The organism is Enterococcus pernyi (assembly GCF_045371165.1).
Lineage (GTDB): Bacteria > Bacillota > Bacilli > Lactobacillales > Enterococcaceae > Enterococcus_B > Enterococcus_B pernyi.
The window spans coordinates 25393-50442 of sequence record NZ_JBIQDM010000007.1 but is presented as its reverse complement, the minus strand read 5'-3'; the positions used below and the strand labels follow the sequence as shown (position 1 = coordinate 50442).

18 protein-coding genes and 1 riboswitch are annotated in these 25050 nt (G+C 38.0%); of the genes, 7 read left to right on the top strand and 11 right to left on the bottom strand.

What is annotated here, in order from left to right:
- Positions 1-211 precede the first annotated feature (211 nt).
- On the bottom strand, positions 212-2095 hold the full coding sequence (locus ACH0AK_RS09695; RefSeq protein WP_023519459.1) for a glycosyltransferase family 2 protein: 1884 nt from the start codon (positions 2093-2095) through the stop codon (positions 212-214).
- Positions 2096-2336: 241 nt separating this feature from the next.
- Here ACH0AK_RS09695 and ACH0AK_RS09690 point away from each other — a divergent pair, with 241 nt between their 5' ends.
- Complete coding sequence (locus tag ACH0AK_RS09690; protein ID WP_029594083.1) at positions 2337-2693, top strand: YxeA family protein; 357 nt, start codon at positions 2337-2339, stop codon at positions 2691-2693.
- 129 nt (positions 2694-2822) lie between these two features.
- Here ACH0AK_RS09690 and ACH0AK_RS09685 read toward each other — a convergent pair whose 3' ends face one another.
- On the bottom strand, positions 2823-3827 hold the full coding sequence (locus ACH0AK_RS09685; RefSeq protein WP_499796873.1) for a nucleoid-associated protein: 1005 nt from the start codon (positions 3825-3827) through the stop codon (positions 2823-2825).
- A 159-nt stretch (positions 3828-3986) separates the two neighbouring features.
- Here ACH0AK_RS09685 and ACH0AK_RS09680 point away from each other — a divergent pair, with 159 nt between their 5' ends.
- The 3 genes from ACH0AK_RS09680 (at position 3987) to ACH0AK_RS09670 (ending at position 6155) form a co-directional block, all read left to right on the top strand.
- Positions 3987-4838 (top strand): aldo/keto reductase, encoded by an 852-nt coding sequence (locus ACH0AK_RS09680; RefSeq protein WP_010735800.1) that lies wholly within the window; start codon positions 3987-3989, stop codon positions 4836-4838.
- 22 nt (positions 4839-4860) lie between these two features.
- Positions 4861-5106, top strand: coding sequence for a hypothetical protein (locus ACH0AK_RS09675; RefSeq protein WP_010735801.1), 246 nt, complete (start codon positions 4861-4863; stop codon positions 5104-5106).
- A 308-nt stretch (positions 5107-5414) separates the two neighbouring features.
- Entirely contained in the window at positions 5415-6155 is a 741-nt protein-coding gene (locus ACH0AK_RS09670; RefSeq protein ID WP_226076297.1) for a hypothetical protein, read from the top strand.
- A gap of 122 nt (positions 6156-6277) precedes the next feature.
- Here the strand turns inward: ACH0AK_RS09670 and ACH0AK_RS09665 are convergent, their stop codons facing one another.
- The 4 genes from ACH0AK_RS09665 to ACH0AK_RS09650 all read right to left on the bottom strand — a co-directional run bounded on the left by ACH0AK_RS09665 (position 6278) and on the right by ACH0AK_RS09650 (position 13257).
- Positions 6278-7879, bottom strand: a complete 1602-nt coding sequence (locus ACH0AK_RS09665) for a phosphatase PAP2/LCP family protein (protein ID WP_077151656.1) — start codon at positions 7877-7879, stop codon at positions 6278-6280.
- A 20-nt stretch (positions 7880-7899) separates the two neighbouring features.
- Positions 7900-9039 (bottom strand): FtsW/RodA/SpoVE family cell cycle protein, encoded by a 1140-nt coding sequence (locus ACH0AK_RS09660; RefSeq protein WP_010735804.1) that lies wholly within the window; start codon positions 9037-9039, stop codon positions 7900-7902.
- Positions 9029-10174, bottom strand: a complete 1146-nt coding sequence (locus tag ACH0AK_RS09655) for an FtsW/RodA/SpoVE family cell cycle protein (RefSeq protein WP_010735805.1) — start codon at positions 10172-10174, stop codon at positions 9029-9031. Before ACH0AK_RS09655 ends, ACH0AK_RS09660 begins: the two co-directional genes overlap by 11 nt.
- 84 nt (positions 10175-10258) lie before the next feature.
- Positions 10259-10426, bottom strand: a riboswitch (M-box (ykoK) riboswitch).
- 392 nt (positions 10427-10818) lie between these two features.
- Positions 10819-13257, bottom strand: a complete 2439-nt coding sequence (locus tag ACH0AK_RS09650; protein ID WP_226076280.1) for a hydroxymethylglutaryl-CoA reductase, degradative — start codon at positions 13255-13257, stop codon at positions 10819-10821.
- A gap of 455 nt (positions 13258-13712) precedes the next feature.
- Here ACH0AK_RS09650 and ACH0AK_RS09645 point away from each other — a divergent pair, with 455 nt between their 5' ends.
- Positions 13713-14870: a hydroxymethylglutaryl-CoA synthase gene (locus ACH0AK_RS09645; protein WP_062805420.1), complete on the top strand. Its 1158-nt coding sequence runs from the start codon at positions 13713-13715 to the stop codon at positions 14868-14870.
- Between the two features lie 30 nt (positions 14871-14900).
- Here ACH0AK_RS09645 and ACH0AK_RS09640 read toward each other — a convergent pair whose 3' ends face one another.
- Positions 14901-15623: a class I SAM-dependent methyltransferase gene (locus ACH0AK_RS09640; RefSeq protein WP_226076278.1), complete on the bottom strand. Its 723-nt coding sequence runs from the start codon at positions 15621-15623 to the stop codon at positions 14901-14903.
- A 202-nt stretch (positions 15624-15825) separates the two neighbouring features.
- Positions 15826-18492, bottom strand: a complete 2667-nt coding sequence (locus ACH0AK_RS09635; RefSeq protein ID WP_226076276.1) for a cation-translocating P-type ATPase — start codon at positions 18490-18492, stop codon at positions 15826-15828.
- Positions 18493-18828: 336 nt separating this feature from the next.
- Here ACH0AK_RS09635 and cls point away from each other — a divergent pair, with 336 nt between their 5' ends.
- Positions 18829-20280 carry a cardiolipin synthase gene (gene cls / locus ACH0AK_RS09630; protein ID WP_226076274.1) on the top strand — a complete coding sequence of 484 codons (1452 nt, stop codon included), beginning with the start codon at positions 18829-18831 and terminating at the stop codon, positions 20278-20280.
- 114 nt (positions 20281-20394) lie between these two features.
- On the opposite strand, the gene thiD is transcribed toward cls, so the two are convergent.
- The 3 genes from thiD to ACH0AK_RS09615 form a co-directional block, all read right to left on the bottom strand.
- A complete protein-coding gene (gene thiD / locus ACH0AK_RS09625; RefSeq protein ID WP_062805421.1) occupies positions 20395-21210 on the bottom strand; it encodes a bifunctional hydroxymethylpyrimidine kinase/phosphomethylpyrimidine kinase in 816 nt (271 codons plus the stop codon).
- Positions 21211-21358: 148 nt separating this feature from the next.
- Complete coding sequence (locus ACH0AK_RS09620) at positions 21359-21799, bottom strand: universal stress protein (protein WP_010735813.1); 441 nt, start codon at positions 21797-21799, stop codon at positions 21359-21361.
- Between the two features lie 195 nt (positions 21800-21994).
- Entirely contained in the window at positions 21995-23392 is a 1398-nt protein-coding gene (locus ACH0AK_RS09615; RefSeq protein WP_062805422.1) for a glycoside hydrolase family 1 protein, read from the bottom strand.
- A gap of 153 nt (positions 23393-23545) precedes the next feature.
- Here ACH0AK_RS09615 and celB point away from each other — a divergent pair, with 153 nt between their 5' ends.
- A complete protein-coding gene (gene celB / locus ACH0AK_RS09610) occupies positions 23546-24817 on the top strand; it encodes a PTS cellobiose transporter subunit IIC (protein WP_010735815.1) in 1272 nt (423 codons plus the stop codon).
- The last annotated feature ends 233 nt before the right edge of the window (positions 24818-25050 follow it).

Genomic DNA, 25050 nt, shown 5'->3' with positions numbered 1-25050 from the left:
ACATTAGTCTTCACGCATATTCTAAAAGGGAATATACAGCGGGGACAGAAGTAAACTCTTCGGAAATAAGACGGCAGCCACAAAAATTTGAAGAACAATTTACGTAGCTGTCGTCTTATTTCTCGAGCCTAAATACTTCTGTGCCGACCTCTGTCATAACGCTATTGTTATTATTGACAGCGTTCGTTTTCTATTAGTAATAGTCATACTCTCAACTTTGTAAAGTATCGGTTTCCATATCGAATTCTAATTGTTTTGCTGCATTCAACTGATCACTGTAGTAACTTGCAAGTTCTTCTGCAGAAGCTTGTGTCAAATTGTTAAATGAGAAAGTCGCATATCTCCCATGATTTTCTTTACATATCGAATTGATTCTAAGTCCAGTTTTCTCATCCATAAATAAATAAGCTTTCCCAGGTGTAAAAGTGGGAGTAACTAATTTTTTGGAACGAAGTCTAAATCCGTTATAACTCATTTGATACATCTCAAATGATTGGGATAGATAACTTAGTTGTTTCTTTGTTACAATGCTCAATGCTTCACTGTCGCTTTCAATTGTTCGATTTTTACCAATCAAAATCGCATAGAATAATCCATAGAGGTTATACACTGACCATAGAAGTGTCACAATATAGCCTGTTTCATATCCTTCTCCTCGATAAAGTCGGTACAATGCAACGATAGAGGCGAAAGCGATCCAACCAAATAGTAACATATGAGGAAAAACTGTTCGCCAATCAAATGATTGACTGTCAACAAGTTCCTTTTTTGTCACTTTGAATTTTTTTTCCGAATGAAAGAACTCTTTGATCAATGCTCTAGTATGGATCGGCGCGACAAAACAATCATAGATATGCGAAGTAGTAAGATTCCTGATTTTAGGAACATACAACCGAAACGAAAGAGAAATCATGACAAACGGTGGTAAAAAGAACAATAATAACTGATTGTTGTTACTTCGAACAATAAATATATCAAAGACCATAAAAAGAGTTGGTGCTAATAAAAAAATGATTTTTTGAAATGAAGTAAACCAGTACAAATAAGAATTATAGTAACACAATTTTTGCATACGAGATAACCCTTTAAATTTACGTGGTTTAAAATGGTCAAATATTTGCTTTGTACCTTGGGCCCAACGTGTCCGTTGAGAGGACAGCTCTCGAGCTGTATAAGGCGTGATTCCCAAAGCATAAGCTTTATTTATGAAAATCGTTTCATAACCAGCATTTTGCAATAACATCCCTGTTGCCATATCTTCAGTAATGCTTTTTGTTGGGACGCCACCTATCTCCTCTAAAGCACTGCGTCGAATGATAGCGTTGGTCCCGATATGGATCAACGCATTTTCACGTGAAAGAGCTGGTTCTAAAAAACGCATAAATAATTCCTGTTCATTGTAAAATGATTTTCTCAATAATTGGAAGGGATCTTTATTATAAAAAGTTTGAGGATATTGAATTAACGCAACCTTTGGATTTCTAAAATAATCGATAGCCTCGTAAATAATATTTTTCTTAACGATGAAATCAGCATCTAAAAGCAAAATCAAGTCGCTACTTGTTTGTGAAAGTGCATAGTTGATATTTCCTGCCTTTGCGTTCTCGTTACCTTCTCTTGTCAGATAACCAATATGGTATTTTTCTGCAAGTTCTTTCAATTCCTCACGATGACCATCATCACAAATATATATTTTCTTATTTGGATAACGTAACGCTTTGACAGCCAAAGCAGTCGCAATCACTAATTTATTATCCTCATTATACGTACATATAAACGCTGCTACACTTGGTTGAAATGGCTCCTCATCGTAATGAACTCTCATGGACTCTTTCGACAACTTATTAGAAAACAAGTAAATAAAAAAACCATACACAAATAAACCAATAAATTCTGCCACATATAAAATAAGACCGAAAGTTAATGATATCACGCCATCATTTGGGATCGTGTAGAAAAGACGCCAGATCAAGTATACAACCAAAAATGCTAAAGTTAATTTGGAAAAGAATGGTTTTATCTTATTGTTTCTTTTTGCTAACACATAAAGTCCAAAAATTATACCAAACAAACCAACTAAATAATACAGTTCCATTTTAATACCACCTTTCATAACATTATTATATAATTTGTGTTTTTTTAAGCAAAGCAACTAGCTCTCCTAAAATTCGATTATCGTAAGCTCAACTTTGAAAAATGTTCTCACAGAAAACTTAAGTATTTTATACATAAAACGGCGAATATGCCATTATTATATATAAATACGATAAATTTTGGACTTTCGATAGACGAATAATAGATTTTGTTGAATAATAGTATCCGAGGTGAAAAAAATGATAAAAAAATTGATAGCATTATTGATTGTATTGGGAATTTTCCTAGGAGGAAGCTTTATCGCTTATGATTATTTCTATGGCGGTGAAACTTATTATACAAAAATCACCACTAACGGAGAAAAAGAAGTTGACTCAGCAGACAATGACATGGACGTTTCTATTTATGTATACGACCAAAATGCTTACAACGCACAAGGAGAAGAAAAAGCAGTCACTTTACGTGAAGCGAGAGAACGTCCTTTAAAAATGGATGCTTATTTAAAACTAAAAGTCAATTCACGTAAAGGCGTCATCAGTTGGGAAGAAGTAACAGCTTCTCAAGTGCCGGACAAAGCGTTAGATCAATTAGATCAATGAACCAGTTTACAATAAACAACACAAAAAAGGCAGTCAACACCCACAAGACTTGAAAAACGATCTTCGTGGATATTGACTGCTTTTTTACTATTCACTTTTATTTGGTTTCTTTGATTCATCTAAAAGAAACTATAGACGATTCAATACTTCATCCACATTTTTAATCATGACAGAGATCGTACCATCAGGATTATTGACAAATTCAATCAGATCCGGGTTACGATAAACGTCTACTGGTACAATCAATTCAATGCCATTTGATAAACGGAATTTTTGCTTTCCGAATTTTTTCTCTGAGATTTCTTGTACTTCTTTCACTGGTGGTGCTTCTGAAATAAAGCCTTGTTCTTTGACTTCTTCTTGGAATGCTAACTTGGCAGTGATATTTTCTTTGAATACTTTCTCCGCGATCATTTCATGATCCAATCTACCTTTTTCTTCGATCGTATCATACACAGCTTCTTTTAAGTCCGCCATGATATCGAATTCTTCTGCTTCAAACTTCTTGCCTAGCTGCTTCGCCACTTTTTTTATCACTTTGACGTTGTCTTCCAAAGAAGGTGCCGGGACGCTCTCAATCACTTTTCCCGAAAAGTACCATTCTTTTTTACCAGAGAACTCATAGCGTTTTTCAATCAACTCATACGTCAGATCTGTCAGATTGACTGCTAAGGCTTCATCTGCTTTTTGAGATTTTGAGCCAAGGATCGCTCGGTTCAAAATCAAACGGTTGTCAATACCGGCTTCATCTGCTTCCACATAGTGAGTATAAGCATCACGATAATTCACTTTCAATAAGGCTAAATACATCACAGTGTCTACTTCATACAAGACAACGAAAACATCTGCACTAGGTGCTTCCTCACTTTCTGCATAGATGTCAAACCACCGTTGGACTAAACGCTCACTTTCTTCGACAAAATTTTCTTGACACTGTTTCAAGTTTTGAGAAAATAGGCTTTCTTCAGTGAGTTGCCCTGTTTTAGTTTGTGCAGAAGAGATTTTTTGGATCTTCTTTTGTAGAAAGTCCCTGACAAAATCTTTCGTAAGATCCAGTTCTTGTTGTGAAAATACAGGAGATCCTGTTTCTCGATCAATAATATGCAAGATTGCTTTTTTTAAATAGATATCCATCGTTTCATTCCTTTCTGCTCTAGTTTACGGAAAATCAAACAAAAATACCAGAGACAAAATGGAACGAACAAAAAAATATTTTATAACAAACAAAATACATTTCTTTTTTTAGAAAATAAGCTACACTTAAAGTGTACTAAAATCAAAGGAGCTGAAAGTATGAATTCACTAACATCTACTTACCGTTTATCAAATGGCTATGAAATCCCTGTTGTCGGTTTCGGTACTTGGCAAACCCCTGACGGAGACGTTGCTGTTTCCTCAGTTAAAGAAGCATTAGCTGCCGGTTATCGTCATATTGATACCGCTCAAGGGTACAAAAACGAAGAAAGTGTCGGACAAGCAATCAAAGAAAGTGGTGTTCCAAGAGAAGAGATTTTCTTAACGACTAAACTTTGGAACGAAAACCATAGCTACGATCTAGCAATGTCCTCTTTCGAAGAGTCCTTAAAAAAATTACAAACAGACTATGTGGATCTTTTCTTGATCCATTGGCCTAATCCAGTTTCTTTCCGCGAAAATTGGCAAGAAGCGAATGCCGAAACATGGCGTGCTTTTGAAGAGTTATACGAAGCTGGCAAAATCAAAGCGATCGGTGTCAGCAACTTCTTACCGCATCACTTAGATGAACTTGCAAAAACAGCAAAAATCATGCCAATGGTCAATCAAGTATTTCTTGCTCCAGGCGAATTGCAACCACCTGTTGTTGAGTACGCGAAAAAACATGATATGGTCCTTGAAGCATATAGCCCTCTTGGCACTGGTAAAATCTTCGACGTCACAGAAATGCAAGAGATTGCCAACACACACAATAAGAGCGTTGCCCAAGTAGCGCTACGTTGGTCATTACAACACGGTTTCTTACCATTACCAAAATCTGTTACACCAAGCAGAATCAAGGAGAACACTGAATTATTTGATTTTGAGCTATCAGAAGAAGAAATGAAGACGATCGACCAATTAGATGGTGTCGTTGGCAAAGCAAAAGATCCAGATACTACACAATTTTAAAGGTAAAGGATAGTGATATTCTATGAACCCCGTGGACCGCTTAGATCGTTTATCTGAAAAAGTGACTCAGACATTTGATCCAGATTTTATCTTTTTGATCCGTCCAGAAAAAATCCAGCATTTTCCTGCTCGAAACTGGTCAAGGGATGAAAAACTTGCGGAAATAAAAAAACGCTTGGATCATTCATTGATGACGATGCAATGGCAAGGACATGAGGTCATCTATTCACCTGAACTAGTCACCTTTGCCTTATTGCCAAAAAAATAACTAGATGAGGGAGCATTAGTCTGTGGACTTTTGCTCCCCTTTTTGAGAGATTGGAACAGAAGTATTTAACCTCGAGAAATAAGGCGATATCTACGAAATTGTTCATCAAATTTCTGTGGATGTCGCCTTATTTCCGAGAAGTTTACTGCTGTTTCCACCGTTTATTCAGTTTTAGCATATGTGAGAGGTCGATTATCCCACTCAATTTTGTTTTTCCATCGAAGTAATAAAAGTTTTTTCTTGATAAACCTTTTCATTTGCTCGTTTTTTTCTTATAATCGAAAGGGTATGAATGAAGGAGAGTATCTATGAAGAAAAAACAAAAACAAAAATTATTAAAACAATTCCGTCCTTCTTTAGATGGAGTTCGCACACAATTATTCCGTTCATTGGAAGAAGAAAGTTTACGCCGTTATGGTCTGCCATTGCAAGTCATGCTTGATCCTAAAAACCGTCAAGTCTTAATCATTGGCTTAGCAGGACAAGCAAATGAAGATACACGCATCAATGTACCAATCGACGATAACTTTACTGCTGTCTTGAAACGTATTCGTTCTGGTGAAGCAACGATTTTTGAACGTTTCCGTGACAACCTATTGATTGAGATTGTTTCTTACTGGAATGATCAACGCATGAAAAAAGATCAACCAACGGCTCAACCTGTAGCGACACCAGTCACTAATGACGCGTCCGTAAAAGAAACACCAACAAAAGAAGTTGAAAAAGTTGAGACAACTTCTCAATCAGTCAGTAAAGAAGCAACAACTGACAAGAAAACAAGTGATGAAAAAGTTGAGACAGATTCTTTGACTTTCGATGATTTTGCCAAACAAGTAGCAGAATATCCGAAGTTCACTGCTGAAAAAACAGCAGATGCTGTAGTGATCAATGAAACAGTCAAAGACGACACACGAAAATTAGCAGAGATCTCTATGTCTGCTGTCAATGAATTTACGATCGAAAAAGCTTTAGAACGTAAATACAAAGTGAAATTAACATTAGTGCCATTGATCGAACAATTTGCCACTACACCGATCAACGAAAGATAAACGCAAGCAAATAGATTGCGTGATGATTTTTACCTAAAAAAGCAGCTGAAATGACGATCATCGTTCATTTCAACTGCTTTTTTTATCATTTATAAATGTAAAAAAGAGAATATCGATTGTTCCTATTGTTGCGCTGCGTTCTTCCCTGTTGTTTCTAATTGCTCTTGCACCAACTGCATCACTCTCATCCGTTCCTCATCGGGTATCTTCTCATAGTAGATCCCTGCTTCTCCCAAGATGCCATCACCAATATATTGTTCACCTTTCAACTGATGGTTCGTGATATTGGATAATGCCGAATGGTATTCATTCATCATTCCGAGCATTTCATCTAAGGACATATCCGTTGTCCCATTTTCACCGACTACCTCTAAAAGCTGGCGATAATTGAATAAACTTTTCACAGATAAGAACTCATTGACTAAAATGTTGACGACTTCCCTTTGCCTTTTCTGTCGCCCATAGTCATCCTCAGGATCTTCTGCTCGCATGCGCGCATACTGTAATCCTTCCCAACCATTTAATTCTAGCGTTCCTTCTGGATAATGGATGTCTTCTGCTGTAAACTCAAACGCATTATTTACAGTGATTCCTCCCACAGCATCGATCAACGCTTCTAATCCATCCATATTCAACGATACATAGTGATGAATCGGTATATCAAGATATTGTTCAACCGTATCCACCATCATGTCGATACCACCGTAAGAATGAGCATGGTTGATTTTATCAACCAGTCCATCCATATTGGCAATTTCTACGAAAGAATCTCGAGGAATACTCGTGATCGTCGTTGTTTTCTTTTGATTATTCAATGTCACCAACATGATCGTATTTGCACGATAGTCCGTTTTTCTAATTGAATTATTGGCGATACCTAAAACTAAAATGCTGACTGGCGTATCCTTTTCCCGCTGAACGGTTTCTCTTTGTAACGGTTGTTGCATCGAAGTCACGGTCTGTCTGGCATCGTAGTAAAAGCGAACACCATACGCAACTGCAGAACCTACTAATAGGAAAAGAAATGCCATAATAGACAATAAAACTTTTTGTTTTCTAGTGAATATTCGTTTTTGTTGGTGCTTTTTTCTTACTGTTTTTTCAGTGATAAAAGAGAAAAACAGACTATAGCATAAGAAAACAACTGAAAAACTCAGTAAAAAACCTGCCAAGATATCGCTAGGATAATGTACTCTCAAATAAATTCTAGAACTAGCAATCAATAATGGATATAGAGCCCCCACCCATACTAGTTTATTTACCCTTTTCTCGCGATAAATAATGTACATGGTGATCAAAAATACTAAGAATAGCGTCATAGACAAAATCGAATGACCACTTGGAAAAGAGTAAGAAGATCTAGGAATCAATTGCTCCACATCAGGTCGTGTCCGCTGGATAGCTTGTTTCATCACGTAGCCAATCAAACTAACTGTCAAAACCATTAAGACTTGCCAAATGGCTAATTTGTGGTACTGTTTCCGCCAACTAAAAATTGCAAGCAACCCTGTGAAAAATAAAGTAGGAATAATCGTTGCTAGTTTTGCAAAATAACTAAAAAATGTTGTTAATACTGGGAATTCGATTAATCGCTCCTGTTGATAAATGGCTAAATCAAGTTGGTTGAATAAGGTGTTTTCTGTCATAACTAGTGTGGTCAAAGTCGTCAATAAGACGAGTGATACGAATGCTACCACCAATGTTCCTTTTGGCATCTGTTTCATAATAACTTCCCTTCTACTTCTCATTCATACTTTTTAAATCCTAAAATAATGCCTAAACCACAGCCAATAACCAAGAGGGAAGTTCCTCCTTGACTTAAAAATGGTAAAGGAATCCCTGTTAATGGGAGTAGACCGATCGCAGCTCCAATATTTTCAAACACTTGGAATAACAAACCAAATACGAAGACAATCGCAAAATACACATTTCCTTTATTATTTGTTTCGATTGCGCTATAAATGATTTGGTAAAAAAGATAAAAATATAAAAAGAGCACAGAAACGCTTCCTAAAAAGCCAAATGTTTCAGCAATCACTGTAAAGACCATATCTGATTCACGAACGGGCACATAGATAGGATTGATTGCTTCGGCCCTGCCACTAAACCCACCTGCCCCGATAGAAAGTAAACTTTGTGATTGTTGATAACCAATCGATTGGCTATATGCAAATGGATCAACCCATGCGCGTACTCGATCTAACTGATAAGTCTTAAAATTCAGACGATATAAAATCTGGTGTCCGTATTCAGTAAAAACTAAAGCAATCAAAATGGCCCCGAGAATAACTAGAATCGAGGTTATTGCCGTCATGATCTTCCAATGTACCCCAGCGATCATGAATAATGCCCCCAAGCATATGACAAAAACCAAACTTGTTCCAAAATCTTTTTGCATGTACATCAATAAAAAGGTCGGTAAACTAACCAGTAATATCTTTCCTACATAAAATAAATCAGTTTTAACGGTTCGTTGCTTCACCTTTTGCTCATAGATCAAGGTCAAATAAACAACCACTAAGATAAAGGTGAGTTTCACTAATTCAGAAGGTTGAAATGAAAAGCTGCCGATCCTAAGCCAACGTTTGGTGCCTGTGAGTTGAAACATCACCGGATCATAAAACTGATACAACAGGCCCATCACAAAAAGTGAAAAGCCATAAAGATAAGGAGAATATCTTAACAATACGACTGTTTTCACTCGTTGTGTTAGAAACAACAGCCCGACCGACATCAAACAAAACACGATTTGTCGAAGCACGACTCCTCGGACTGGAACTTGGTCATAAACAGCTGCCCCATATTGCACACCGACACTTAATAAATATAAAAGAAAGATTGGTAAAAATAATGCATAGTTGAATTCATTTATTTTAAATTTCATTTTGCTTACCTCGTGAGGACAGTTTCAGGCAAACACCCAAAAGCATGGATAAAATCAAATAGCTTGATCCTCCATAACTAATAAAAGGAAGCGGAATACCTGTCATTGGGATCATGCCACTGATACTTGCAATATTGATACTTGTCTGTAGCAATAACAACATCCCTGTTCCCAAATAAATCAACCCGATCTGCTGATTTGGTTCATTCGCACTCAAGACAAATAAGCGCAAAATAATCGAAAATAACATTGCTAGAATCAGTAAGCCTACGATCAGGCCTAACTCTTCTAAAATAATCGAAAAAATAAAATCAGTCTCGGCTACTGGTAAATAGCCCTTTTTGGTAATACTATTTCCCAGTCCTAATCCAAAAAGCCCACCGTTGTACATGGCATAATAAGATTGACTCATCTGAAATCCTTTTCCATAAGGATCTAAAAAAGGATTAAAAGCAATGCTCAAGCGATCATAAGTATGAGCAAAAATACTTGGTAATAGGTCATTTTGCCCTAGTAAATAAATAATGCCGCCAAGGAGCAAAAAGAGACTGAACAGTCCTGCAAAAAACAATAAAATATAGCGAACTGGTAATTGAACCGTCGTGATCATGATTGCAGCTAAGATGATCAACAAGATCGCACCAGCTACTTTTGGTTGGAATAAAATCAGCAGAGAACATAAAGCGATGATAAAAAAGGGTTTTTTTAATTCATTCAATGATTGCTTGGGTTTTCTAAAATAATAAGCTAAATAAAAAATCATACCGACATTGACAATTTCAGCAGGTTGAAATTGAAAACCTGCAATTGAGATCCATCGTTGCGCACCACTGATATTGACACCAATCCCAGGTACCTTTGTCAAGATCAGCCCCACGATACCGATCCCCATCATTATTTTTACGATTCGATGATTGAGTATAAATGCAGGTTTCACTCGGTAAATGAAAAAAATCATTGCCCAACTAAGTGCTACAAATACCATTTGTCGAACTAAAAGTTGATTTGTACTTTGATCGAATGACATCAAACGGAACGTACTCGCACTATAGATCATCAATAATCCTATTACACTGATCAACAGATATGGTACGAGCAAATACAAATCTATTTTTCTTATGTCTTTTACACCCATCCTATATTTCTCCTTTGTGTTACAGCGGAGATACGTCACTTACCCATCTTGAATAAAAAAAGCCAAACGAAAAAAACGATTGGCTTTTCAGTCTCATCGTGTGAGTTTTGACACTAAACAACGTAAAGATTTCTCTTAGCTATCTTATGAAGAGCCTTAATCCGACAATTCCTGTTTTACACATTGGCGTCTTTCGACGTTTCTGCGCAATAGCCTATGTTTGTTTAGGAGTCTCGCCTAACAAGTTATTCTATTTGAGGAAAAGTATACCTGTTAGATTATTTATTCACAAGAGAACCTCAAATAAGCTTAAAAAACTTTAGCTTTTTTTAATGTTATATAAATTATTTTTAAAATTTAATAATATATGTTCTATATTTTTTAGATCAGAGTATGTAAAAAAACGTAACAGAAAACCTTTAATCGACAAGGTCTGTTACGTTTTGTTTGATATTATACAACCTCAAAAAAATGAAAATAGCATAAAAAGACGTGATGGCCTCTTATGAAAAAAATAAATTTCAGATTATAGATTCTTCATACTTAGCATAGGTATTTTTTTATGTGTTTTTAGAGGCACGTTATAATAATGAAAATTATTTGTCATTTTTCCTCAGCTACTACGCCCATTTCGCAAATTATTCCTAGTTTTTGCTCGCCTGGATAGCTTCTAAGGCAGCTAGTGCGCTTTGTTGGTTGATCGTTCCTGACTCCCTAAGCTTTGCGGCAACTCTCTCGATTTCGTCCCCTTTGGCACCAACTGTGATTGCCAATGCTCTCGCTTGTAAGGACATATGTCCTTTTTGGATACCGTCACTAACAAGTGCACGCAGTGCCGCCAGGTTTTGTGCTAAACCAACAGCTGCAATCACTTGTGCCAATTCTTGTGCAGAATCAATTGCTAACATATCTAAAGAAGCTTTCGCTTTCGGTAAAACTCGGGAAGCGCCCCCTACTGTCGCAACAGCTAAAGGAACCGTCAATTTCCCTACCAAATGATCTTCCTTGATTTGCCAGTCAGTCAACCCTTGGTAACTACCATTTTGAGCAGCATAGGCATGAATAGCCGCTGCGGCTGCTCGTGTATCATTTCCTGTGGCTAAGATGACCGCTTCGATACCATTCATGATTCCTTTGTTGTGGGTCGTTGCCCGATAAGGATCCAATTTTGCGTATTCACTCGCTTGACGAATCTTTTCAGCAATCAGTTGACCCGTTTCTTTGTCCTTTGCCAATCGCTCAAAAGGAATCATACAAGTCGCGATTGCTAAAGATTCCGTCGCCAGATTACTTAAGATACTGAACAAGATTTCTTGTTCAGGGAACCATTCTTTGATACGAACCGCAACTCCCTCCAAAATCGAGTTGATGATATTCGCACCCATCGCATCTTTGACATCCACTAAAAAATCAAGTGAAAGATAGGCATGCTCGCTCCCCATAAATTCTCGAGTAGAAATTTCTCGGACACCTCCACCACGCTTGACGATCGAAGGATAGCTTTCGTTTGCACAAGTGACCAATTCTGGTTTTCTTGCTTCAATGACTTCTTTGATTTTTCGATAATCACAACGACCAGTTAAGACGATCTGCCCACGCATCAATCGTTGGGGTATCTGAACGCTGATATCGCCACATATTTTTGCGCCATTGCTCGCTGCAGCAATTACAGAAGGTTCTTCCGTTGCCATAGGAATCCATTTTTTTTGACCGTTCACTTGAAAATTCAATGCGACACCTAATGGGATCTCTACTTGGCTGATTTGATTTTCAATCAAATGGTTGGCGATATCTTCTGTTAAAACAGATTCTTTAAAACCTGTTGCTTCTGCTTGGGAAATCACTTTTTCTTGAACTAATCGCTGTCTACGTTGTTCTGGCGTTAGTTCATAAAACTTTTTTTTTTCGTTATCACCAGTTTCTTGCAAATTAGCTTCCAAAAGAACAGCTAATCCAAGACCGCCACCAATACATAATGAAGCTACTCCGTATCGTTGGTGCTGCCTTCTTAACGCATAGCCTAAAGTAGTCAAGATACGAGCGCCACTAGCACCAATCGGATGGCCTAACGCAATCGCACCACCATAAATATTGACTTTCTCTGATGGGAGATTCAATTCACGATTCACAACGATCGATGACGCAGCAAACGCTTCGTTAATTTCAAATAGATCGATGTCGTCCAAGGAAAGCTCTGTTTTCTCCATCAAGGTATTGATTGCTTTGATTGGAGCTACCCCCATGATACTTGGATCGATCCCAACTTCAGAGACTCCTTTGATCGTAGCTAAATACGGTAAGCCATGAGCAATCGCATAGTCTTTAGACGCTAAGATCAGTACAGAGCCACCATCGTTCAAAGGTGAAGCATTTCCAGCAGTAACTGTGCCGTCCTCCGCAAAAACCGTCCGTAAGGTGCTTAATTTTTCTAATGTACTATTTCCTCGCACTGCTTCATCTGTTGCAAATACTTCTTCATTACGGGAAATTGGAATGATTTCTTCCTTGAAGACCCCTGACTCGCTGGCTTGTCCTGCTTTTAATTGTGAAGCCAGTGCATATTGATCTTGCTCTGCTCTCGTCACAGAAAATTGTTTTGCCACATTTTCTGCTGTCAGTCCCATATGAGTATTGGAAAATGCATCGGTTAATCCATCATTGACCATACTTGAGATTTCTTCGATTTTCTCGTTTTCTGGATCGCTCACTTGGATCATCGGCGCTCTAGTCATGCTTTCAACACCACCGGCTATGATCAGGTCCGCTTCGCCTAGTTGGATTTGTTGACGCGCAAGGATCACTGATTTCATCCCAGATCCACAAACTTCATTGATTGTCATTGCCGGAACACTAACGGGGATTCCGCTATTGATCGCAATTTGTCGTGCAACATTTTGCCCATTCCCTGCTTGAAGCACATTTCCAAAAATGACTTGATTGATTGCTTCTTTGTTTATCCCTGTTCGTTCAAGGATTTCTGTTGTAATGAATGTTCCCAACTCAACAGCAGAATAACTGCTTAAGCTACCACGATACTTTCCAATCGGTGTTCGTGCAGCATCTATAATAACGACTTCCTTCAAGTTAAGCCACCCGTTGCCAAAGCCTATAAATTTACTTATCCACGTATTATATAAAACGCGACAGATTTATAGGTGTTACAATCTTTTGCGCAAACGGATTCCCTCCTTATTTCTCATATATTTGCGAACAACGTCACGCTGTAACCGACGAGACATTCTTCAAAATGTTTGTCTATATCAAATGGATAGAACAATGTGAATGGTTTCGTAAAAATTAAAATACACTTCTTATTAAATTGTATAAAAGATGGACAGTTGATTATTTTCTAACTGTCAAGTATCTCCTACAAAAATATACCATTCTTTACCGGAAATACAAATATAATATACACCTTTTAAAAAAAGCGCTATATTTTTTTACAAATCCTTAAAAATTAGCTTTTTTGTATTTCTTTTAGCGATTTTGTGATACTTTAATAAAGTAAGTTTTTTATCATGAGTAAAGAGGTGTTGAAATGAAAATAGGGATTGATCGTCTTTCCTTTTTTATTCCTAATTTATTTTTAGATATGACTGAATTAGCAAACAGACGTGGAGATGATCCTGCCAAATACCATATCGGGATCGGTCAAGATCAGATGGCTGTCAATCAAGTTTATGAAGACATCGTCACGCTAGGAGCAAATGCAGCGAGTAAAATCGTCACAGAAGAAGATCGTGAGAAAATCGATATGGTCATTGTAGGTACCGAATCAGGCATCGACCAATCAAAGGCAAGTGCTGTGATCATCCATCATTTGTTAAAAGTTCAACCTTTTGCTCGTTCATTCGAAGTAAAAGAAGCTTGTTACGGGGGAACAGCAGCTTTGCACATGGCAAAAGAATATGTCAAAAATCATCCAGATCGTAAAGTCTTAGTGATTGCGAGCGATATTGCTCGCTACGGTTTAGCAAGTGGTGGTGAAGTGACTCAAGGTGTAGGTGCGGTCGCTATGATGATCACACAAAACCCTCGGATTCTTTCTCTTGAAGACCACAGCGTCTTTTTAACAGAAGATATTTATGACTTTTGGCGTCCAAATTATAGTCAATATCCTGTAGTAGATGGTCCTTTGTCCAACTCTACTTATATTGAGTCTTTCCAAAAAGTCTGGAATAGATATAAAGAAACAACAGGTCGAACACTTGCTGATTATGATGCGCTTACCTTCCATATTCCTTACACAAAAATGGGTAAAAAAGCGTTACAAAGTGTGATCGAAGAAACAGATGAGGCAACGCAAAAACGTTTGATGGCTCGTTATGAAGAAGGCATCACCTATAGTCGACGAATAGGAAATCTATACACTGGGTCCCTTTATTTGGGATTGATTTCTTTATTAGAAAACTCTCAAGCATTGAAATCGGGTGCCCGTATCGGATTATTCAGCTATGGTTCTGGTGCTGTGAGTGAATTTTTCACTGGATATTTAGAAGAAGGCTATCAAAACTTCTTATCCAAAGAAGACAATCAAGCGATGTTAGATAACCGTGAAGCATTGACGGTTGATCAATATGAAAAGATCTTCAATGAAACATTACCGGGAAATGGTGAAACAGCTGAATATCATTCAGATCTACCTTACTCGATCTATAAAGTTGAAAATGATATTCGTTTTTACAAAGAAAAATAATGAATGCAAAAAACTGACCTCGATCGTTGACTAATAGATAGTCAATAATCGATAGGTCAGTTTATTTGTACTCTGAATTGTCTCACTGTTTTTAAATAATTCTTGGAGAGCTGACTGGAAACGTGGATCATCTTGCATTTCTTCATAATAAGCCCGCAAAAATGAAGGCGTGACTTCTTCCTGTGAATCATAAGTGAATTCAGTTCTCTTATAAGAAAGGTGTTTCTTTGATAAATACGTCTCAAACCGATCCATAATAGTTGACGAGGTGTTAGGGTCAGATTCCTCGATCCCTAAATACCTTTCAAGGGGTACGAAGACACTATCTTCTGAGGAGACTACTCTTAGGATCAAACAAGCTCTCATCGCTTTCCCACGCAGTTTTTCCAATTGTTCACAAGAAACCAAGGCGGGATTTGCTGCCGAAAAAATAAGTTCATAGGTCTTCTCTTCTTGTAAAAAATTAGTAAAATCTTTCAAAATGAATTGACAGTTATTTAGCCCCAGTATTTGTGCTTCATGTTCAGCATATACAAGCATTTCTTCTGAAAAATCAATCAACTCATATTGTTCTATTTCTTTTGCTAACGGCAGATAACGCCCTGCACCACCGGCAACATCTGCGAATGAGCCAGCTGGTAATAAATCCTCGCTTTTTAGATAAGCAACGACATCCTCTACGATCGTCGTACTAGATTCTTTTTGTGATTCGTAATAGTCTTTCGCAAAGGTATTCCATTCTTCTTTGTCCATTTGGATATTTCTCCTTTTATCTTCACTTTTCGGAATAAATATTTTATCAGAAAAACGATGAGCTTTGTTTCTTAGTATAAATCAAAATCCACGAAAATCGAAGAAACGATTCTCGTGGATTTCTTTTTGATTCGAAAGGCTAAAAACTATCACATTTCATCGTTATTCGTAAGTGATAGATGAACTATTTTTTCTTTGATAATTATTTGTTTCCTTGTACACGTACCAAAATCATTTTAGTGATTTCCATCAACACAACCGTTACAAGCGCGATTCCGATACAAGTGAAGACTTCAGTCAACCCAAATGCCGCTGGGATCGAGAAGACTTCTTTTAGTCCTGGGATCATTGCAATACAGTAAAGCGCACTACATACAGCAACTGCTAATAGAACACTGCGGTTTGAGAAGAAACCAGCTTGAATCGCTGTTTGGGTATTTGAACGGGCTGGGAATGTTTGCAATGTACGACACCAGATCAACGTTGTGAAGGACATCGCTACGCCAAATTCAGGTGAATGTTGCATCCCTAACCATTGAGCAAAAATAACTGCAATACCGATCAATACGCCACGATACGTCACAGAGATCAATGTTTTGTCCGTAAAGATACCTGAATTTGGATCTCTTGGTGGACGTTTCATTGTCGCTGGCTCTGCTTTTTCAGTTCCTAACGCGATTGCTGGTAATGAGTCGTTGACTAAGTTGATGAACAATAATTGTAAGGCTGTAAATGGATTTGACCAATCTGCAACTAAGGCAAAGATGATCGCGATAATCGCACCTAGGTTTCCTGAAAACAAGTAAGAGATGGCCTTTTTGATATTATCAAAGACATTACGTCCTACTTCCACTGCACTGACGATCGATGCGAAATTATCATCTGTCAGAACCATTGCTGCAGCATCTTTGGCTACGTCAGTACCTGTACCCATTGCAATACCAATATCTGCTTGTTTCAAGGCAGGAGCATCATTTACTCCGTCACCAGTCATCGCAGAGATATGACCTTTTGTTTGCCAAGCACGCACGATACGGATTTTATTTTCCGGAGATACACGCGCATAAACCGTTACTTTTTCCAATACTTCATTCAATTGATCTTCTGATAGCTCATCTAATTCTGTACCAGTCAAGGCTTGATCACCTTCAGCAAAAATACCGATTTCTTTTGCAATAGCAACTGCAGTTGTTTTATGGTCACCAGTGATCATGATCGTTTTGATCCCAGCACTTTTTGCTTCTTTGACCGCTTGAGTTACTTCATCTCTTGGCGGATCGATCATTGCCATGATCCCAACTAAGATCAAATCATCTTCATCATCAAATGACAATTCTAGGCTATTGATTGGACGATAAGCAAAGGCTAATACACGCAATGCGCGTTTTGAGAATGCTTCGTTTTGTTCTTGGAATTTTTTTCTTAACTCATCTGTCATTGGCACGACTTCACCATTTACTAATGCTTTTGTACTGCGGCCAAACACGATATCTGGTCCACCTTTGACAAATAAGAATTGTTGATTTTCGATTTCATGTGCTGTTGACATCAATTTTCGATCCGAGTCAAATGGTAATTCTGCTTGTCTTGGATACGTTTGGCGGATCTCGCGATAAGGTTGGTTCATTTTTTCACTGAAGTCAACAAAAGCGACTTCTGTTGGATCGCCTAGTTTTGAACCATCTTCACTGATCGACGCATCATTTGCCAAGACACTGATCTCAATTAAACGACGTTCGTCTACAGACCAGTTTTTTGGATCATTTGAAAAATCACCAGTTGCCCCATTCGCTAAATAATAATCAACAACCGTCATTTTGTTTTGTGTCAATGTACCAGTTTTATCCGTACAAATGATACTCGTTGAGCCTAATGTTTCTACAGCTGGTAGTTTACGGATGATAGCATGTCGTTTGGCCATTTTATTGGTTCCCAGTGACAAGACGATCGTTACGATCGACTGCAATGCTTCAGGGATCGCTGCTACGGCAACCGCGACTGCAAACATGATGGCACTAACGATATCTGCTGTCATATCTCCTGTTCCGCCACCCATATAGATACGGAATAACTGGATACCTAAAATCACCAATGATAAGCCTAAAATGGCTAAACTTAACTTCTTACTGAATTTATCTAATCCACGTTGTAATGGTGTCACTTGTTCCGTTGTTGATTCTAATAAACCAGCAACTTCACCGATTTCTGTATTGTTTCCTGTAGCAGTTACTAAGAATTTCCCACGACCGTAAGTAATGATTGTACCACTAAAGACCATGTTCAAGCGATCACCGATCGGCACAGTCTGAGTGATTTCTACTACTTCTTTTTCTGCTGATGTCGACTCACCTGTCAACATTCCTTCGTCAACTTTTAATGAACCAGCTTCTAACAAACGTCCATCTGCCGGTACATAATCACCTGCATCAAGTAAAACGATATCCCCAACCACTAATTCATTCGCCGGAATCGTCATTTCTTTTCCGTCACGAATCACTTTTGCATCTGGTGCAGAAAGGTTTTTCAATGCTTCAAGTGAACCTTCTGCTTTTTTCGTTTGGATCACACTAATCACTGAGTTCAACATCAACACGGCAAAGATAACGAAAAATTCGATATAGTCACCCATCACCATTTGAATCAATGCAACAACTAATAACACAATTACCATAGCGTCTTTAAAAGTTTCGAGAAACAGTTTCCAAGTTGGCTTCTTCGGTGCTTCCTTCAGTTGGTTCAAGCCGTCTCTTTCTAATTTTTCTTTTGCTTGCGTACTACTCAACCCATCTGGTGAGCTTTGCGTTTGTTGCATCAACGTGTCGATCGATTCTTTGTAGACCGTTGATTGTGCGTGTTCCTTGTTTTCCAAATTTCATCCCCCATTTTAGTTATTGTTTCCGCTATCGCCTGAAAAAAAAGAGACCTAAGACAAATACGGATTTGTCTTAGGTCTCACCATTTCATACAATACCAGAAAACCATTTGGTTAACTTACTGTTGATATTATCACAACAAATGTTGTCGGTTACTCCCCTAAGGAGATATTCAACTGTACATTTATCCTACATGATTTGTTTTTAAATTGCAACAACTTTCGCTTATCCTCTTGATATTTTCAAAATATTTCCACCTTTGTTTTCTTGTGAATATGCTTCTCCCCTTTCTCATGCTATACTAGTGTTATTATATAAAGGAGGATTCACTCGTGGTAGGAAGCATTATTACTTTTTTATATGTATTGAACGCACTTATTGCTCTTGTAACTATCTTGATCAAACCTCGTGACGTCGCAGCAATCTGGGCATGGTTACTTGTTTTATTTGCTTTACCTGGTTTTGGTTTTATTCTCTACCTTTTCTTTGGCCGTGGTTTGACCGACAAGAAAAAATTCTATCTGCGTCAGAGTGATTTAACAGAACTGGAAAATTTCCAGGATTTCAAGGGGGATACCTTGGAACATTATGATCCCATCATCCAAAATGAAGATCATCAGCATTTCGTTGATTTCTTTTCATCCTTGAATCAAATGCCACTCACACGAAAAAATGCCGTCACTTTACTGACAGACGGTCAAGAAAAATTAACAGCCGTCCTGAAAGATATCGAAGCAGCTGAGCATTCGATCCATATCGAATATTATGCCTTCGTTACTGACAACATCGGCCAACAAATCTTGAAAGTATTGGAAAAAAAAGCAGCGGAAGGTGTCGAAGTCCGTTTACTCTATGATGCCTTTGGCTCCCATGGCACAAAAACAAAAGATTTTAAAAAGTTAGTCGAAAATGGTGGTCATGTACACACGTTCATCACTTCCCAGCGGGCACTTCTACGCTTTCGTCTGAATTATCATGATCATCGAAAAATCATTGTTGTTGATGGCAAGATTGGATACACAGGTGGTTTCAACATCGCCGATCAATATGTCAACCACACCAAAAAATTTGGCTATTGGCGAGATACGCATATTCGTATTTATGGGGCCGCTGCCTCTTTATTACAGCTTCGCTTTTTGATGGATTGGAATGTCTCTGTTCCAGATCAAAAAAAAGTCGGCTATCATTTAGATTATTTCTTTAAAGCAGAGAAAGAAGATCAGGATCAACTATACCAAACATCGATCCAACTTGTATCTAGCGGACCGAACAATGAACGGGAACAGATAAAGTTATCCTTTATCAAGCTGATCAGTTCAGCAAAAAAACGTGTATGGATCCAAACACCTTATTTAGTACCTGATGAGAGTGTGATTGCTGCGTTAAAAATCGCTGCCGCTTCTGGCGTAGAGGTGAAAATCATGATCCCTAACAAACCAGATCATCCTTTCATCTACCGAGCAACTCAGTACTACGCTCGCCAATTGATCAAAGAAAATGTACAGATCTTAGTTTATGAAAATGGCTTTTTACATGCGAAAACATTGATCATGGACGACGAAATCTGCATAGTCGGATCAGCTAACCAAGATATTCGTAGCTATCGTTTGAATTTTGAAAGTAGTGCAATCATTTATGATCCAGCTTTCTTGCAACAACTAGCCGACCAATTTGTACTTGATGAACAAGCAAGCAATCCGATGACTACTGAAACAGTCAAAGAAATGTCAAATTTGTTGTTGTTCAAACAACAAATCTCCAGACTATTCTCACCGATTTTGTAACCCAAAATTGTTAGAAGAACAATAAATGATAAGCTGGCTTACTCAAACTATTTTGAGCAAGCCAGCTTATTTTTTTAGTCCATAGTATGAATCGTTCAAACAGGTATGGCGTTCTTAGTCGATCGTACTTGCCGCCCAATGATTGATTGGGCCATATTTATGTCCAATAAAAAGTTCTTCTTTGATTGCTTGATTGACATATTGTTTCGCAATACGGATGGCTGCTTCCACCGTTTCTCCTTTTGCTAATTCAGCAGCAATACACGCAGATAAAGAATCACCTGTTCCATTGATGCGATCTGTTGCATAAAATGGTGCTTCTAACCAAAATGTTTTTCCTGAAGCTAAACGAACATAATCCCTCACTGTTTGTTGATTGGAATCACTAGTATGATGTCCTTTGATCAAAACATTTTTGGGTCCCAGCTCTTGGAGGATCTTAGCCGCTTTTTCATAATCTTCTTCTGTTCTCAATTTGAGACCAGTCAGTTTTTCTGCTTCATAAAAATTAGGAGTCACTACTTCTGCCAATGGCAGTAATGCTGTTTTTAATGTAGTCAATGCTTCTTCTTCCAATAATTGATTGCCATGTTTCGTCATGATGACTGGATCAACTACCAAGGGACCGAAATCATACCTTTGAATATTTTTGACCACGGTATTGATCAATGTCGCATCTGCTAGCATCCCAGTCTTTGCTGCTTTGACTTGGTAATCATCTGCAAGCAGTTCAAATTCTTTATCGATAAAATCCGTAGGTAACGGAACACTTGCACCGATTCCATAAGAATTTCCAGCGACACAAGCAGTCAAAACAGATACCCCATAGACCTTTCTTGTAAAAAATGTATGCAAGTCTGCTTGCATCCCTGCACTTCCATCGCTATCTGATCCAGCGATCGTCATTACTTGGACATATTGTTGTTCCATTTCATCCATCTCCTATTTGAAATACGTTTGTCTTGTTTATCCTACCGCATTTTCTGCTGAAAACAAAAAAGGATGCGCAATGAATCATGCAGCATCCTCAAAAACGGATAAATTATATGTTAAAAGTAAATAGTTCGAACAACATCTTCTATTTTACTACTAATACATTGCATTTCGCGTGATTTACCACATAAGAAGTCGTTGAACCAACCAATGCACGTTCAACGGCGTTTAACCCAGTCGCCCCCATGACGATCAAGTCAATTGGCTCTTCTGACTCGTTGAAGTTTGCGATCAATGTTTTAGGATAACCGTATAACACATATGTTTTAATATCCGTCAAACCTTTTTCGATCGCTAGATTTTGATGTTCCTTCATTTGTTTGTCTGCCACTTCATCTAACTCTTCTTGTAAACTTGTTGTCACAAAAGCAAAGTCACCAAAATAATTCCCTGACACCTCATTTACATACAAGATGTGTAATTTTGCTTGATTTCGTTTTGCTGTTGCGATTGCTTCAATAAATGCTTTTTCTGATTTTTCTGAACCGTCGATTGCTACTAAAATATTTTTATACGTGTCTACCATTGAAACCGCCTCCTTCTTTTCTTTTAGTGTAGCACGATTAGAAACGAAGAACAATTCTTATGGATATGGTTCAAAAGCCCATGGCTCCAACAGAAAAAATAAGGCAGAAAATCTAATTTTTAGATTCACCGCCTTATTTCAAAATAATTTATCCCATTCATTTAGTTATAAAATACTTGTTTTTTAAGCCATTAATTAAGCGTCAAAACCATTATTTGTTGCTACTTCTTTAAACCAGTGTCCTGATTTTTTGATCGTCCGTTTCCCATCTTGATCTAGATCGACTGCGATAAAGCCATAACGGTTTTTATACGCATTTGTCCATGACCAGTTATCCATACATGTCCACATATGATACCCTAAACAATTTGTTCCTTCTTGAATGGCTTGATGCACATATTTCAAATGATCTGTCACAAACTCGATACGATAATCATCTTCGATCATGCCTTGTTCATTTACGTAGCGCTCTTCCCCTTCGACACCCATGCCATTTTCAGAGATAAAGCATTTGATATTGCCATAATTTTCTCTCGTATTCGTCAAGATATCATAGATACCTTTCTCATAAATTTCCCAACCACGATAAGGATTCATTTTTTTATTCGGCATATCGTAGTTATCGAAATAATCATCTGGTAACGGCGCACGATCTTTGTCGATCGGTGTTTCTTTCGCTTTGATCCGTCGTGGTTGATAGTAATTGATTCCTAATAGATCCACTTTATTTTCTTGGATGATCGTCAAATCGCCTTCTTCCATAACAGGCATGATATCCAATTCTTTGACGATATCGATCAACTCTTGTGGAAATTCACCTTTTACTGCTGGATCAAGGAATGAGCGATTGAAAAAGGCGTCCGCAATCGCCGCAGCTTTCACATCGGCCGCATTATTTTCGTCACGTGGATAACTTGGAGTCAAATTCAGGATAATACCGATCTCCCCATCTTGTCCTGTTTCATGGTAGATCTGAATCGCCTTCGCACTTGCCAAGTTTTCGTGGAAACCCACTTGAACTGCTTCTTTGAAGTCCACATGATTTGGATAGTGGAACTGATAAAGATAGCCACCTTCTACAGGAACGATCGGCTCATTGTGCGTAAACCATTTCTTCACAAGATCTCCGAATAGCTCAAAACATGTTTTGGCATACTCAGCATAAGCATCAACAGTCTCTCTTGCTAACCAGCCACCTTTTTCTTGTAAAGGCATCGGCATATCAAAATGGAAGAGATTGACGAAGGGTTCAATACCATTTTCAATCAATTCTTCAAAATACGTACGATAGAAAGTGACTGCTTGCTCATTTACTTTCCCTGTACCATTAGGAAGCAAACGACTCCACTGGATCGATGTTCGGAACGTATTATGACCAGTAGCTTTCATCAATGCGACATCCTCTTTATACTTCGTGTAGACTTGAGAAGTCTTGCTTGGTCCTACTTGATTGAAAAACTTCTCAGGCTCCAAGTCGTACCAATGATCCCAAATATTTTCTCCTTTTCCATCTCCTGCTACACGTCCTTCTGTTTGTGGTCCACTAGCAGCTGAACCCCACCAAAAATTTTCTGGAAATACATAGTTTGTCATGTTTAGTCCCTCACTTATTTTTCTTTTGATAACGTAATCATACCAAACCTTAAAAATAAATCAATACTTTTTAAATAAATGACTAGACATTTAACTAAAATGAAGTTATACTCATTTTGTAATCGATTGCAAATTTAAATAGAGGTGAATAGAATGAACGGTTTTATGGATAAACTTGCTCAGAAAATCATGCCTTTAGCGAACCTACTAGGGCAAAATCGTTACTTGACAGTGTTACGGGATGCATTTATGTTGTCGTTTCCTTTAACAATGTTCGGATCGATTGTTGTCGTTTTCAATAACTTACCTTTCTTTAGTGATGCGACTAAAGGAACGTTGTCTAGCTTATTTGGAAATGGACAAAATGCAACAATGAGTATCATGTCTGTCTTTGTTACTTTTGGTATTGGCTATTATTTATCTAAATCATATGATGTAGAAGGTATTTTTGGAGGGGCTGTCTCATTCGCCAGCTTCTTGATCTTAACACCTTTCGTCATGACAACTGTTGGTGGCGAAGAAGTATCAGGTGTGTTGACTCTTGATCGCTTAGGTGCAAAAGGAATGTTCATCGGTATGATCGCAGCTTTCATCGCAGGTGAAATCTATTGCCGAATCACTAAACGTGGTTGGCAAATCAAAATGCCTGCAAGCGTACCACCAGCTGTGACGAAATCATTTGCTGCGTTGATCCCAGCAGTGGTTACTTTAACTGTCTTCTTGATCATCAATGCAGTGATGACTGGTGTCTTCCACGCAAACTTGCATGATGTGGTTTACGAAGTTATCCAAAAACCATTGACTGGTTTAGGAAGTAGTTTACCTGCAACTTTAATTGCTTTGTTCTTTGTACAATTCTTATGGTTCTTTGGTCTTCATGGTCAAATCATTGTCAACTCTGTGATGGACCCGATTTGGAACACACTAATGCTTGATAACTTAGAGGCATATCAAAATGGTCAAGAATTGCCACACATCATCACAAAACCATTTATGGAAACATTCACTGTCGGAATCGGTGGCTCAGGTATGACTTTAGCAGTTGTACTATTGATGGCCTTTGTTTTGAAGAAAAAACAATATCGTGATGTCGGTCGTTTAGCTCTTGCACCAGGAATCTTCAACGTGAATGAACCAGCAATTTTTGGTTTACCGATCGTATTGAACGCAACTATTTTGATTCCTTGGGTTGTCGCACCATTAGTTGTAACAACGTTCAACTACCTTGTAATGGCAGCAGGTATCGTACCAGCGCCAACTGGTGTCTCCGTTCCATGGACAGTGCCAATCATCGCGAGTGGTGTCTTAGCCACAAACTCATGGTTAGGTGGCTTACTCCAAGTGATCGATTTTGTGATCGTTGCAGTTATCTGGTATCCATTCTTGATGATCTTAGATAAACAACCTGATTTGGATGTTGTTTGATCCTATACTAAAGGAATGTAGTATTTGAAGTTGAAATAAACATATTCACGAACAATAATCAAAGAAGCATCCACGAAAATTTGCTCGTTGCATTTTCATGGTTGCTTCTTTAAGTTTTGAAACATACATAAATTGGTATTTTATTGATCGCAATGAGCAACTGTCCTCTATAAAACATCAGTCAGCTATTTCCTGTACCAAAATTAAAAAGTAAATTCTCTGATAAAGCTATC

Coding starts and splice junctions, on each gene's coding strand:
- ACH0AK_RS09695 (WP_023519459.1), bottom strand. CDS start 2,095: ATGGAACTGTATTATTTAGTTGGTTTGTTTGGTATAATTTTTGGACTT.
- ACH0AK_RS09685 (WP_499796873.1), bottom strand. CDS start 3,827: ATGGATATCTATTTAAAAAAAGCAATCTTGCATATTATTGATCGAGAA.
- ACH0AK_RS09680 (WP_010735800.1), top strand. CDS start 3,987: ATGAATTCACTAACATCTACTTACCGTTTATCAAATGGCTATGAAATC.
- ACH0AK_RS09675 (WP_010735801.1), top strand. CDS start 4,861: ATGAACCCCGTGGACCGCTTAGATCGTTTATCTGAAAAAGTGACTCAG.
- ACH0AK_RS09670 (WP_226076297.1), top strand. CDS start 5,415: ATGAAGAAAAAACAAAAACAAAAATTATTAAAACAATTCCGTCCTTCT.
- ACH0AK_RS09665 (WP_077151656.1), bottom strand. CDS start 7,879: ATGAAACAGATGCCAAAAGGAACATTGGTGGTAGCATTCGTATCACTC.
- ACH0AK_RS09660 (WP_010735804.1), bottom strand. CDS start 9,039: ATGAAATTTAAAATAAATGAATTCAACTATGCATTATTTTTACCAATC.
- ACH0AK_RS09655 (WP_010735805.1), bottom strand. CDS start 10,174: ATGGGTGTAAAAGACATAAGAAAAATAGATTTGTATTTGCTCGTACCA.
- ACH0AK_RS09645 (WP_062805420.1), top strand. CDS start 13,713: ATGAAAATAGGGATTGATCGTCTTTCCTTTTTTATTCCTAATTTATTT.
- ACH0AK_RS09640 (WP_226076278.1), bottom strand. CDS start 15,623: ATGGACAAAGAAGAATGGAATACCTTTGCGAAAGACTATTACGAATCA.
- thiD (WP_062805421.1), bottom strand. CDS start 21,210: ATGGAACAACAATATGTCCAAGTAATGACGATCGCTGGATCAGATAGC.
- ACH0AK_RS09620 (WP_010735813.1), bottom strand. CDS start 21,799: ATGGTAGACACGTATAAAAATATTTTAGTAGCAATCGACGGTTCAGAA.
- ACH0AK_RS09615 (WP_062805422.1), bottom strand. CDS start 23,392: ATGACAAACTATGTATTTCCAGAAAATTTTTGGTGGGGTTCAGCTGCT.
- celB (WP_010735815.1), top strand. CDS start 23,546: ATGAACGGTTTTATGGATAAACTTGCTCAGAAAATCATGCCTTTAGCG.